At 68.2% G+C, this 13,059-nt stretch carries 8 protein-coding genes; 6 read left to right on the top strand and 2 right to left on the bottom strand.

All coding sequences use genetic code 11. The features are described from left to right. Positions 1-97: 97 nt before the first annotated feature. Positions 98-1,921, top strand: coding sequence for a translational GTPase TypA (gene typA, locus H7H34_RS20495; RefSeq protein WP_185926279.1), 1,824 nt, complete (start codon positions 98-100; stop codon positions 1,919-1,921). A gap of 69 nt (positions 1,922-1,990) precedes the next feature. Here typA and H7H34_RS20490 read toward each other — a convergent pair whose 3' ends face one another. After that, positions 1,991-3,322, bottom strand: coding sequence for an MFS transporter (locus tag H7H34_RS20490; RefSeq protein ID WP_245165150.1), 1,332 nt, complete (start codon positions 3,320-3,322; stop codon positions 1,991-1,993). Positions 3,323-3,450: 128 nt separating this feature from the next. Continuing rightward, a complete protein-coding gene (locus H7H34_RS20485) occupies positions 3,451-8,247 on the bottom strand; it encodes an NAD-glutamate dehydrogenase (RefSeq protein WP_185926277.1) in 4,797 nt (1,598 codons plus the stop codon). Positions 8,248-8,493: 246 nt separating this feature from the next. Between H7H34_RS20485 and H7H34_RS20480 the strand changes: the two genes are divergently transcribed. The 5 genes from H7H34_RS20480 (at position 8,494) to H7H34_RS20460 (ending at position 13,045) form a co-directional block, all read left to right on the top strand. Next, entirely contained in the window at positions 8,494-9,081 is a 588-nt protein-coding gene (locus H7H34_RS20480; protein WP_185926276.1) for a peroxidase-related enzyme, read from the top strand. A 141-nt stretch (positions 9,082-9,222) separates the two neighbouring features. Beyond that, positions 9,223-10,173 carry an N-acetyl-gamma-glutamyl-phosphate reductase gene (argC, locus tag H7H34_RS20475; RefSeq protein ID WP_185926275.1) on the top strand — a complete coding sequence of 317 codons (951 nt, stop codon included), beginning with the start codon at positions 9,223-9,225 and terminating at the stop codon, positions 10,171-10,173. 29 nt (positions 10,174-10,202) lie between these two features. After that, complete coding sequence (gene leuD, locus H7H34_RS20470) at positions 10,203-10,808, top strand: 3-isopropylmalate dehydratase small subunit (protein WP_185926274.1); 606 nt, start codon at positions 10,203-10,205, stop codon at positions 10,806-10,808. A gap of 732 nt (positions 10,809-11,540) precedes the next feature. Then, complete coding sequence (locus tag H7H34_RS20465) at positions 11,541-12,449, top strand: protein-methionine-sulfoxide reductase heme-binding subunit MsrQ (protein WP_371811435.1); 909 nt, start codon at positions 11,541-11,543, stop codon at positions 12,447-12,449. Between the two features lie 173 nt (positions 12,450-12,622). Beyond that, a complete protein-coding gene (locus tag H7H34_RS20460) occupies positions 12,623-13,045 on the top strand; it encodes an organic hydroperoxide resistance protein (RefSeq protein ID WP_120270026.1) in 423 nt (140 codons plus the stop codon). Positions 13,046-13,059 lie beyond the last annotated feature (14 nt).

Raw genomic sequence — 13,059 nt, 5'->3', positions numbered from 1 at the left:
ATGCTGCGTTGCAAGAATCGGGGTCTGCGGTTATAGAGGGCGCGAAAATCCGCGGGTCCCGGTGGGCCCGCGTTGTCATTTCCGGAGCAGCCCGAACATGGACTTGCGCAACATCGCCATCATCGCGCACGTCGATCATGGCAAGACCACCCTGATCGACGTGCTGCTGAAGCAGTCGGGCGCCTTCCGCGACAATCAGCGCACGGAAGAGCGGATGATGGATTCCAACGACCTTGAGCGGGAGCGTGGCATCACCATTCTCGCCAAGGTCACGTCGCTGACCCACGGCGACACCCGCATCAACATCGTCGACACGCCGGGCCACGCCGATTTCGGCGGCGAGGTCGAGCGTATCCTGCACATGGTCGACGGCGTGGTTCTGCTGGTCGACGCGGCCGAGGGGCCCATGCCGCAGACCAAGTTCGTGCTCGGCAAGGCCTTGAAGCTCGGCCTTCGTCCGATCGTCGCGATCAACAAGATCGACAAGCCGGACCAGCGCGCCGAAGAGGTGCTGGACGAGGTGTTCGACCTGTTCGCCGCGCTCGATGCGAACGAGGAGCAGCTGGACTTCCCCGTGCTCTACGGTTCGGCCAAGCAGGGCTGGATGGCGACCGATCCGGAGGGTCCGAAGGACTCCATGGACCCGTTGTTCGACCTGGTGCGTGCCCATATCCAGCCGCCGAAGGCGGAGCCGGGCGCTTTCCGCATGCTGGCGACGACGGTGCAGTCCAACCCGTTCCTCGGCCGTATCCTGACCGGGCGCATCGTCTCGGGCGAGGCAGTGCCGAACATGGCGGTCAAGGCGCTGTCGCGCGACAACAAGCTGGTCGAGACCGGCCGCATCTCCAAGGTGCTGGCCTTCCGCGGCCTGGAGCGCCAGCCGATCGAGAAGGGCGTCGCCGGCGACATCATCTCGATCTCGGGCCTCAGCGAGGCGACCGTTTCCGACACGATCTGCGCGCCGGAATATACCGAGGCGCTGCCGGCCCAGCCGATCGATCCGCCGACCCTGTCGATGACCTTCCGCGTCAATGATGGCCCGCTGGCCGGCACGGAAGGCGACAAGGTGCAGTCGCGCGTCATCCGCAAGCGGCTGATGGACGAGGCCGAAGGCAACGTCGCGCTGAAGATCGAGGACAGCACCGAGGCCGATGCCTTCATCGTCTCGGGCCGCGGCGAGCTGCAGCTGGCGATCCTGATCGAGAACATGCGCCGCGAGGGCTTCGAGCTGTGCGTCGGCCGTCCGCGCGTGGTGTTCCGGACCGGCGATAACGGCGAGCGGCTGGAGCCGATCGAGGAAGTCATCATCGACGTCGACGAGGAGCATTCCGGCGTCGTCGTGCAGAAGCTGTCGGAGCGCAAGGCCGACCTGCTGGAAATGCGCCCGTCGGGCGCCGGCCGCACCCGGCTGGTGTTCCACGCCCCGACCCGCGGCCTGATCGGCTACCAGTCGGAACTGCTGTCGGACACGCGCGGCACGGCGATCTTCAACCGCCTGTTCCACGACTACGCGCCGTACAAGGGCGAGATCGCCGGCCGTCACACCGGCGTGCTGATCTCCAACGGCGACGGCGAGGCGGTGGCCTATGCGCTGTTCAACCTGGAAGACCGCGGCCCGATGCTGATCGATCCGGGCGTCAAGGTCTATCGCGGCATGCTGATCGGCGAGCACACGCGCGGCAACGACCTCGAGGTCAACGTGCTGAAGGGCAAGCAGCTGTCCAACGTGCGCGCGGCCGGCAAGGACGAGGCGGTGCGCCTGACGACGCCGATCCGCCTGTCGCTGGAAGCGGCGCTCTCCTACATCAACGACGACGAGCTGGTCGAGGTGACGCCGAAGACCATCCGCCTGCGCAAGGCGCTGCTCGATCCGCATGACCGCAAGCGCGCGGAGCGTGCGGCGACCAAGCAGAGCGCCTGACGCGTCGCAAGGTCGAGTGGATGTCTTTTCAACGGGCGGGGGAAACCCCGCCCGTTTTCTTTTGGGGGATCAAGCGGGCCGGTCGCCGACCCGCGACAGCAGGGCGAGGCCGGCGGCGAAGAAAACCAGGATCACGGCCATGCCGGCTGCCTGGCTGGCGGTGGCGGCGGTGACGAGGCCGACCAGCAGCGGTGCGAGAAAGCTCGTGACCTTTCCCGAGAGCGCGAAGAGACCGAAATAGCGGGTCATCGCGCCGGGCGGCGAAACATGCACCAGGAGCGTGCGCGAGGCGGCCTGCAGGGGGCCGGCGGCCGCGCCGAGGATGCCGCCGAGCACCAGGAAGACCTGTTCCGGCAGGCTGGAGAAGAGGCCGGCACCCGGCTGGGCCGGGCTCGCCTCGACGACGAAGAACACCGTGTCGCGGTCGACCGAGACCAGCCCGAGGCCGCACAGGATCAGCACGAACAGGGCGCCCGATATCACGGGCTTGGGCCCGAGCCTGTCGTCGAGCCGCCCGCCGATCACCGCGCCGAGCGTGCCGGTGATGGTCAGCAGGATGCCGAAGGTGCCGATCTCGATGGAGGACCAGCCGAGCACGCCGGCGGCATAGATGCCGCCGAAGGCGAAGAGCGCGACCAGCCCGTCCTTGTAGATCATGTTGGCGGCGAGAAAGAGCAGCATGCGGCGGTCGGAGCGCGCCTCGCGCAAGGTGGCGGCAAGATCGGCGAGCCCCTGGCGCACGGCGGTGCCGAGCGCAACGGGACGGCGCGGCACGTCCGGCACCAGGAGGAACAGCGGCAGCACGAAGACGAGATACCAGATCGCCGAGAACGGGCCGGAGGCGCGGTCGCCGGCACGCGTTGCCGGGTCGAGGCCGAAGATCGGTTCGAGCCCGAGCATGGTCAGCCCGGTCTGCGGGTTCGACGCCATCAGGCCGAGGGCGATGACCAGCGAGACGAGGCCGCCGGCATAGCCGAGCGCCCAGCCATTGCCCGACAGGCGGCCGAGCCGGGCACGGGGCACCAGATCCGGCATCATGGCATTGGTGAAGACGGTGGCGAACTCGACGCCAAGCGTTGCAACGGCAAAACCGGCGAGCGCAATGGCGATGGCCCAGGGCTCGCCCGGCACCGCGAACCACAAGGCGGCGGAACCGGCCAGCAGCGGCAGCGAGAAGGCGGCGATCCACGGCTTGCGGGCGCCGGTGCGGTCGGCGATGGCGCCGAGCACGGGCGCCAGCAGGGCGATCGACAGGCCGGCGGCGGCGGTGGCATAGCCCCACAGCGCTTGGCCCTCAGCCGGCGTTGCCGCCAGCGCGGAGGCGAAATAGGGCGCGAAGACGAAGGTGGTGACCAGCGTGAAGAAGGGCTGGGCCGCCCAGTCGAAGAACAGCCAGCTCATGACCGCGCCGCGGCGTGGCGGCAACAGGCCGGTTTGCCCTGGAGCGGGAGCGCCCGCAGCTGCGGGCGCTCCCTTGTCGTTTGCGGTCTGTGTCATGTCACCCGGGGCATGTCCGGCGCCGGGTGTCGTCATCCGGCGAGCTCTGCGAGCAGGCCGGCGGCGACGGAGAACTTCGACACGGAGAGATCACCCTCGATGATCTCGCCGGCCGCGCGCGCGGTGCGCGCGACGCGCCCCTCGTTGGCGGCAAGCCAGGCATCGAAGCCGCCGGCGGCCAGCGCCTCGCCGGTGACGTCGCGATGGGCGCCGGCAAGCGTTGCCCGTGCCCGGTCGAGCGCCAGACCGTCATAGTAGTCCGAGATCTTCAGGCCCCGCGCCTTGGCCTCCATGGCGCCGAGCCGGAAATGGCCGGCGACGCGGAAGAACACCTCGGCGACATCGGTGAGGTCGCGCCCCGTCTGTTCGGCGATCAGCACGATGTCCGGCAGCTCGGCCTCGACCGGCAGGCGGGCGATGCGGGCGGCCAGCGGATCGGGAACGCCGGCAGTGCACAGGCGCTCGGTCTCCGCCTCGATCTCCGCCTTGAGGGTCGGCTGCACCACGCTGGCCAGCACCGGCGCCAGCGTGTCGATGCCGGTGCCGAAGCGGGTGACGATGGACTGCAGCCCGCCCTCGAAGGAGACGTTGCGCAGGAACCAGACGGTCTGTTCGAGGACCAGGTCCTGCACCGCGCGGTAGAGGCCGAGCTGGATCTGCCCGTCGATCACGGTGTCGAGCGCGTCGATCTCGCCGTTGAGGGTGGTGAGGCCGTAGGCATCGCGCACGGCGGCGAAGGCCTGGGCGATCTGCGCCGGATCGGCCCCGGTCTGGTCGGCGATGCGGGTGAGGAAGGTCGGTCCGCCGCGGTTGATCATCGAGTTGGCGAGCATCGTGGAGATGATCTCGCGCCGCAGCCGGTGCCCTTCGATCTCCGCCGCATAGGCTTCCTGCATTTCGGGCGGGAAGTAGCGGAAGAGCTCGCGGGCGAGATAGCTGTCGTCCGGCACCGAGCTGTCGAGCAGCCGGTCGAACAGGGTGATCTTGGCATAGGCGAGCAGCACGCCGATCTCGGCACGGGTCAGGCCCGCCTCGCTGGCGGCGAGCTCGTCGAGGGCGGCCTCGTCGGGCAGCTGCTCGACGGTCCGGTCGAGCAGGCCGGCCTGCTCGAGCTGGCGCATCATCCTCCGCTGATAGCCGAAGTCCTCCATGCCGCGCGCTTCCGTCAGGCTGATCGCCAGCGTCTGCAGGTAGTTGTTGCGCAGCACCAGGTCGGCGACCTCGTCGGTCATCGCCGCAAGCAGTACGTTGCGGTCGGCGACCGACAGGCGGTTGGCCCGCACGGCGGCCCCGAGCGCGATCTTGATGTTCACCTCCATGTCGGAGGAGTTGACGCCGGCGGAGTTGTCGATGGCGTCGGAGTTGCTGCGGCCGCCGCCCCGGTTGAAGGCGATGCGGGCGAGCTGGGTCATGCCGAGATTGGCACCCTCGCCGATGACCTTTGCCCCGACCTGGCCGGCGGTGACGCGGATCGCGTCGTTGGCCCGGTCGCCGACATCCGCGTCGCTTTCCTCGGCGGAGCGGATATAGGTGCCGATGCCGCCGAACCACAGCAGGTCGACCTTCATCTTCAGGATGGCGTTCATCACCTCCTGGGGCGTCGCCTTGGCCTTGGCGAGGCCGAGCATGTCCTGCGCCTGCGGCGACAGGGGGATCGACTTGGCCTGGCGCGAGAAGACGCCGCCGCCTTCCGAGATCAGGGCGGTGTTGTAGTCGTTCCACGAGGACCGGCCGAGGTCGAAGACGCGCTTGCGCTCCTCCCAGCTCACGGCCGCGTCCGGATCGGGATCGAGGAAGATGTCGCGATGGTCGAAGGCGGCGACCAGGCGGATCTGCTTCGACAGCAGCATACCGTTGCCGAAGACGTCGCCCGACATGTCGCCGACGCCGGCCACGGTGAAGGGCTCGCTCTGGATGTCGCGGTTCATCTCGCGGAAGTGCCGCTTGACCGCCTCCCAGGCGCCGCGCGCGGTGATCGCCATCTTCTTGTGGTCGTAGCCGGCCGAGCCGCCGGAGGCGAAGGCGTCGCCGAGCCAGAAGTTGCGGCTCTCCGAGATGCCGTTGGCGGTGTCGGAGAAGGTCGCGGTGCCCTTGTCGGCGGCGACGACCAGATAGGGGTCGTCCTCGTCGTGGCGCACGACGCGCTCGGGCGCCCAGACCTTGTCGCCGGACAGGTTGTCGGTGACGTCGAGCAGCGAGGAGATGAAGATCTTGTAGGCCTTGGTGCCCTCGGCGAAGACCTCGTCGCGGCTGCCGCCCTCGGGGAGCAGCTTGGGCACGAAGCCGCCCTTGGCACCGACCGGCACGATCACCGCGTTCTTCACCTGCTGCGCCTTGACGAGGCCCAGCACCTCGGTGCGGAAGTCCTGCGCCCGGTCGGACCAGCGCAGGCCGCCGCGCGCCACCTTGCCGAAGCGCAGGTGCACGCCCTCGACCCGCGGGCTGTAGACGAAGATCTCGCGGAAGGGCCGCGGCAGCGGCAGCTCCTCGATGCGCTGCGGATCCAGCTTGAAGGCGAAGGTCGGCTTCGGCTGGCCGTGGGCGTCGAGCTGGAAGAAGTTGGTGCGCAGCATCGCGGCGATGACATTGCCGAAGCGGCGCAGGATGCGGTCGTCGTCGAGGCTGTCGACCTTGTCGAGCGCGTCGGTGATCTCCTGCTCGACCCGGGCCGCGCCCAGCGAGCGGTCGGCACCGTCGAGATCGGGATCGAAGCGCAGGTGGAACAGCTCCACCAGCCGGGCGGCCACATCGCTGTAGCGGTTCAGCGTCCGCCACATGTAGTCCTCGGAATAGCGGATGCCGGCCTGGCGCAGGTAGCGCGAGAGCGCGCGCAGCATGGCGATGTCGCGCCAGGCGAGCCCGGCGGTGAGCACCAATGCGTTGTAGCCGTCGGATTCCGCCTGGCCGCGCCAGATCGCCAGGAAGATCGCCTCCAGCCGGCCGCGCAGGTCGTCGGTGAGGTCGATGTCGCCCCCGCCCGCCGGCTCCAGCGACAGCTCGTGCAGATAGGCGAGCGGCCGGTCGGCCGGGGTGATGCGGTAGGTGCGCTCGTTGATCACCTTGAAGCCGATGTTCTCCAGGATCGGCACGCGGGCCGACAGCGGGATCGGCACCAGGTGGTGATAGACCTTGAGGACGACGCGGTTGGGCGCGTCCTGCGCGCGGCGGGAGAAGGCGAGCGCGGTGTCGGACGCCTCGTCCAGCTTCTCGACGATGCGGATGTCCTCCAGCGCCGTCTCGCCGCCGTAGATCTCGCGGTAGCCGGCCTGGAAGGCGTCGGCATAGCGGGTCGCCCGCTCCAGCGCCTTGTTGCCGCCATAGGCGGCGCGCAGCGCCTCGCGGAAGCCGTCGGCCCAGGTGCGCACGATGCCGGAGACCGCCTGTTCCATCTCCTCCTGGGAGGGGTCGGGCGTCTCGCCGCGGTCGCGCCCGACGATGAAGTGGACGCGGGCGAGCGGGCCTTCGGGATAGGTGACGTACCAGGCCGACAGGCGGCCGTCATAGACCTTGGCCAGATAGGCGCCGATCTTCAGGCGCACCTCGGTCGTGTAGCGGTCGCGCGGCACGTAGCACAGGATCGATACGAACCGGTCGAAGCGGTCGCGGCGGGCGAGCACGCGGATGCGCGGGCGCTCGTCAAGCTGCAGGATCGCGAGGGTGAAATCGTAGAGCAGGTCCGGGTCGATCTGGAACAGCTCGTCGCGCGGATAGCTCTCCAGCACGTTGGTCAGCGCGCGGCCCGAATGGCTCTCGGGATCGTAGCCGGCCCGCGCCAGCACGCTGTCGGCCTTGCGGCGCAGGAAGGGAATGCTGCCGGTGGACAGCGTATAGGCGGTGGCGGTAAGCAGGCCGACGATGCGCAATTCGCCGGCGAGCTCGCCATTGTCGTCGAACAGCTTGACGCCGACATAGTCCATGTGGACCCGGCGATGGACCCGGCTCTTGACGTTGGCCTTGGAGACGATCAGCGGCTCCGGCTTCATCAGGAACTCGCGGATCTCCGGCGTGATGACGACGAATTCCGAGCCGCGGCGCAGGACGCGCACGTCCGGATCGGCGAGCAGGCCGAGGCCCGAGCCGCGGCGGTGCGACAGCTCCCCTTCCGCAACGCCGCCCTCGAAATAGTATTCGCGCATGCCGAGCAGGGTGAAGTTGTCGGCGGCGAGCCATTCCAGGAACTGGATCGCTTGGGCGAGCTCGTCGACGGGCACCGGCGGCGGGGTGTTCTTGTAGGTGGCGATGGCGTCGGCGAGGCGGTCGCGCATCGGCTTCCAGTCGGTGACGGCGGCGCGAACGTCCTTCATCACCGCCTCGAGCCGCTCGGCGAGCTGCTCGCGCTCGATGCTGGCATCGATCCGCCCGACATGGATGTGGATGACGCTCTCGCGGCGGGCGCCCTCGGCCCTGGCCTTCGTCGTGCCGTGGCAGGCCAGGAGCCGGCCTTCCGCGTCGCGCTCGACGGTGAGGATCGGGTGCAGCACCAGGCGCGCCTCGAAGCCGCTCGCCTGCAACTCGCCCATCACCGAATCGACGAGGAACGGCATGTTGTCGTTGACGATCTCGACGACGGTGATCTCGTCGGCGCGGCTGCCCTCGCCGGCGGAGGCGGGGTTGTAGATGTGAATGCGATGCGTGCCGAGCGGATGGCTCGCCATCTCGGCCCAGGCAGTGCGGGCGATGGCGACGAGATCCGCCGCGGGGTAGCTGATGACATCCTCCGCCGCGCCGCGGGCGAACAGGTCGCGCGCGAACTCCCCTATCTCGGGCTCGAGCGCCGCGACCACCGTATCGATCAGTCGGGCTTTTGCTTGCTCACGTGCTTCGGGCATTGGTCCCCCACCATCCGGGTCATGTTGATCGGTTCTGGTTCGATCGCGCCCGGTTCTCGTGTTTGCACCGGACATGGCTGGCGCGGGGTGCATCCCGCGGTCGCCGCCGGTAGCACGGCATGCTAGAGCGAGTAGGAGCGCGAGGGAATCCTTTCCCGAACCGGATTCACCGCTATCGGTCAAAGGTGTCCGAATTCGGGGAGAGGCGGACCGACATCTCGGCAAGACTTAAGGGAGGAGCATGACATGAACGCAACGGACCGGCCGATCGCGCTGGCGATCGAGGACGAGAGCGAGCTCAGCGAGGCGACGCGCGCCTATTTCGACAAGTGCCGCGAGAAGCTCGGCATGGTGCCGAACGTGCTCTCCGCCTATGCGTTCAACGAGGCGAAGCTCTCCGCCTTCACCCAGATGTACAACGACCTGATGCTGGCCGACAGCGGCCTCAGCAAGCTGGAGCGCGAGATGATCGCCGTGGCGGTGTCGTCGGTGAACAGCTGCTTCTACTGCCTGACGGCGCACGGGGCGGCGGTGCGGCAACTGTCCGGCGATCCGGAGCTGGGCGAGCTGATGGTGATGAACTACCGGGTCGCTGAACTGTCGCCGCGCCACCGGGCGATGCTCGATTTCTCGGTGAAGCTGACCGAGCGGCCGGCCGAGATCCTGGAAGCCGACCGCCAGGCCCTGCGCGATGCCGGCTTTTCTGACCGGGACATCTGGGACATCGCGGCGGTGGCTGCCTTCTTCAACATGTCGAACCGGGTGGCGGCGGCGACCGACATGCGGCCCAACCCCGAATATCACGGGATGGCGCGCCAGCCGGCCAAGGCTTGAAGACGACGGCGCGCGGGAATGCGCCGACATGAGCCCTGCCACATGACAAGGGGCACCGCCCTGGTGTAGAACGCAAGCCCGTGCCGGCAGGCGGAGCCGTTTCGCCCGCCGGCAGGGTCTTTCTTTTCACGGAGACAAGCCATGGTCGCGAAAGTGTTCATCGACGGCGAAGCCGGCACCACGGGTCTGCAGATCCGCGAGCGCCTTGCCCGTCGCCGCGACCTGGAACTCCTGTCCATCGCGCCGGAGCGGCGCAAGGACCTTGGCGCGCGCGCCGAGCTGCTGAACGCCTGCGACGTCACCATCCTGTGCCTGCCGGACGATGCGGCGCGCGAGAGCGTGGCGCTGATCGAGAACGACACCACGCGGGTGATCGATGCCTCGACGGCGCACCGGGTGGCCGAGGGCTGGGACTACGGCTTTGCCGAGATGACGGCCGGGCAGGGCGCGGCGATCGCCGCCTCCAAGCGCGTCGCCAATCCGGGCTGCTATCCGCAAGGCGTGATCGCCTGCCTGCGGCCGCTGATCGATGGCGGACTGCTGCCGGCCGACTATCCGGTGACGGTCAACGCCATCTCCGGCTATTCCGGCGGCGGGCGGCAGATGATCGAGGCCTACGAGGCTGAAGGAGCCGCCAAGCCGGCCTTCCTGCCGTATGCGCTCAGCCTCAACCACAAGCACCTGCCGGAGATGACGCGCTTTGCCGGGCTTGCCGGAACGCCGATCTTCGTGCCGGCGGTCGGCAATTTCGCGCAAGGCATGGTGACGGCGGTGCCGCTGCGCCTCGACCTGCTCGCCAAGGCGCCGAGCGCGGCCGAGATCCACGGCGCGCTGGAGGCCCATTACGGCGCGCTGCAGGGTTCCTTCGTCGATGTCGCGCCGCTCAGCGGCTCCGACAAGGCGCCGGACCTCGATCCGGAGACCTTCAACGGCACCAACCGCATGCGCCTGCATGTCTTCGCCAACGATGCGCGGGCCCAGGTGGTGCTGATGGCCGTCTACGACAATCTCGGCAAGGGCGCTTCGGGCGCCGCCGTGCAGAATCTCAACCTGATGCTCGGTGTCGACGCCGCCACGAGCCTCGCCGCCTGATCGCGTCCGTTTTCGCAGGAGAAACGCCCATGGAGAAATTCACCACGCTGACCGGGGTCGCCGCGCCGCTGCCGATCATCAACATCGACACGGACATGATCATCCCGAAGCAGTTCCTCAAGACGATCAAGCGCACCGGCCTCGGCACCGCGCTGTTCCACGAGATGCGGACGCTGGACGACGGCGCCGAGAACCCGGATTTCGTGCTGAACCAGCCGGCCTATCGCAAGGCGCAGATCCTGGTCGCCGGCGACAATTTCGGCTGCGGCTCGAGCCGCGAGCACGCGCCGTGGGCGCTGCTCGACTTCGGCATCCGCTGCGTGATCTCCACCAGCTTCGCCGACATTTTCTACAATAACTGCTTCAAGAACGGCATCCTGCCGATCGTGGTCAGCCAGGAAGACCTCGACAAGCTGATGGACGACGCCAAGCGCGGCTCCAACGCGACGCTGACGGTCGATCTGGAAGCCCAGGAAATCCGCGGCCCGGACGGCGGTTCCGTCAGCTTCGACATCGACCCGTTCCGCAAGCACTGCCTGCTCAACGGTCTCGACGACATCGGCCTGACGATGGAAAAGGCCCCGTCGATCGGCGCCTTCGAGACCAAGGTCGACGGCGAGCGCCCCTGGATCTGAGGCGGATCGTTTTTCATGAGACAAGGGCCGGCGCATGCGCCGGCCCTTTTTGTTTTGGGGGGCTGTCGGGGAGCGCGAGGGGAGAGGCCCTCGGCTCTCCGGTCCCGGGTCGCGCTTCGCTTGCCCGGGATGACGAGGGGAGAGGGCGGAGTGCCGGAAAACGCGGGGATGGCGGTGTGTCCTTACCTCCGCTCTGGGAATGAATGGGCCCCGGATCTCGCGATGCTCGTCCGGGGTGACGACAGAGGGGATGCGGGGTTCTTGCCACTTTCTCGGGCGTCATCCCGGCCGCGCGTCAGCGCAGAGCCGGGACCCATTGGTGCCCTTGGCGGAGGTGAGGCGGGCGGCGCTCGTTCCACCCTCCGCTGTCACGCCTGCGCAGGCAGGCGTCCAGTATCCGCCGGGGCTGGCGATCGCGCGAAGGCAGCCGCCACTGGCATTCCGCCGGCAGCGCCAGAGCCTCACTCGAACCGTTCGGGGTTACTGGATCCCGGTCTTCGGCTGCGCCGAAACCGGGATGACATCCTGCGGGTGGGGTTCGCTCGTCCGGGGTGACGGCGGAGGGGAGGCGGGGTCGCGCCTTCCCCTTGGAGGGCCGCCTGCCGGCGCAAACGAGGCTTTCCCTCACGGCGGTGCACGGCGGCTTCACCAAGGCTTGAACAGGCGTGCCGCGACCTGCACCCTGCAAGGGACTATGTGTCCGGTAACGGGGGCGCTGGAGGGACAGACCGAGTGAGTGGACAGATGCAGGCATCCGGAACCAGGACCCCGGCCTATCGGGCCTATATCCCGTGGCGCGAGCGCAACGGGCGGTTCTCGCCGCTGGGGCTTGCGGTGTTCCTGGCGATCCTGGCGCCGGGCGCTCATCTCGCCTACGGGCTTTTCGCCGGTACGCTCGGTGCCAAGCCGGTCACGGAAGTGCTGCACGGGACCGGCGACTGGGCGATCCGCTTCCTGCTGCTGTCGCTGCTGGTGAGTCCGCTGCGGCGGGTGTCGGGATGGGGACGGCTGATCGGCATCCGCCGCATGCTCGGCCTTGCGGCGGCGGGATATGCGCTGACGCATCTCACCCTTTATGTCGTCGACCAGTCCTTCGACCTTGCCAAGGTGGCGAGCGAGATCGTGCTGCGGGTTTATCTCACCATCGGGTTCGCCGCGCTTGTCGGCCTGCTGGTGCTTGCCGCGACCTCGACCGACGGGGCGATCCGGCGGATGGGGCCGACCTGGCACCGGCTGCACCGGCTGACCTATCCCATCGCCGTGCTGGCGACGGTCCATTTCTTCCTGCAATCGAAGGCGGACGTGACCGAGGCGGTGCTGATGGCCGGCTTCCTCCTGGCGCTTTTCGCCTGCCGCATCGCCCACAAGCTCGGCTTGCGGCTGACCTCGCCGCTGGTGCTGGCGGGGATCGCGGTCTTCGCCGGTCTTGCCACCGCCGGCACCGAATATCTGTGGTACGCGCTGGCGACCGGCGTGCCGGCCGAGCGGGTGCTCGCCGCCAATCTCGACTTCCGCTACTCGATCCGCCCGGCCTGGTGGGTCTTCGCCGTGATGCTGGCAATTGCCGCCATACCGCTGGTCCTGAGGCTCGGTTCTTGGGCGCGGCAGGCGGTCGCGCAGGGTGCCGCGGAACGCGGCTGATCCGTCCGAGCGGCAGATTTCCGCCATTTTTCCGAACAAGCCTGTGCGGAGGATCGGACGGCAAAAATAAATCGTGCACAATTATATTGTGCGCGATCTAATTTGCGCCTATATAGGGGTCGGCAACGAGCCACACTCCGTGACGCACCAACACACACGCAAAGGAGATCGACATGGCCATTCTCTACACCGCTCACGCTTCCGCCACCGGCGGGCGCACCGGCAATGCCAAGTCCGACGACGGCCGCCTGGAGGTGACCCTGTCGACGCCGAAGGAACTCGGCGGCGACGGCGGTGCCGGCACCAATCCGGAACAGATGTTCGCAGCCGGCTATTCGGCCTGCTTCCTCGGCGCGATGAAGTTCGTCGCCGGCCAGCAGAAGCTGAAGCTGTCGGAAGAGACGCAGGTCGCCGCGGATGTGGGCATCGGCCCGCGCGACGACGGCACCGGCTTCGGCATCGCGGTGACGCTGAACATCACCGTGCCCGGCCTCGACAAGGCGGACGCGCAGGCGCTGGTGGAAAAGGCGCATGTGGTGTGCCCCTATTCGCACGCAACGCGGGGCAACATCCCGGTGACGCTGAACGTCAAGTGAGGCGGAACGTCGAA

This window comes from Stappia sp. 28M-7 (assembly GCF_014252955.1).
Classification (GTDB): domain Bacteria; phylum Pseudomonadota; class Alphaproteobacteria; order Rhizobiales; family Stappiaceae; genus Stappia.
The sequence above is the reverse complement of the archived record's forward strand: the minus strand, read 5'-3'. Positions and strand labels throughout refer to the sequence as shown.

Coding starts and splice junctions, on each gene's coding strand:
- H7H34_RS20480 (WP_185926276.1), top strand. CDS start 8,494: ATGAACGCAACGGACCGGCCGATCGCGCTGGCGATCGAGGACGAGAGC.
- argC (WP_185926275.1), top strand. CDS start 9,223: ATGGTCGCGAAAGTGTTCATCGACGGCGAAGCCGGCACCACGGGTCTG.
- typA (WP_185926279.1), top strand. CDS start 98: ATGGACTTGCGCAACATCGCCATCATCGCGCACGTCGATCATGGCAAG.
- leuD (WP_185926274.1), top strand. CDS start 10,203: ATGGAGAAATTCACCACGCTGACCGGGGTCGCCGCGCCGCTGCCGATC.
- H7H34_RS20485 (WP_185926277.1), bottom strand. CDS start 8,247: ATGCCCGAAGCACGTGAGCAAGCAAAAGCCCGACTGATCGATACGGTG.
- H7H34_RS20460 (WP_120270026.1), top strand. CDS start 12,623: ATGGCCATTCTCTACACCGCTCACGCTTCCGCCACCGGCGGGCGCACC.
- H7H34_RS20490 (WP_245165150.1), bottom strand. CDS start 3,322: ATGAGCTGGCTGTTCTTCGACTGGGCGGCCCAGCCCTTCTTCACGCTG.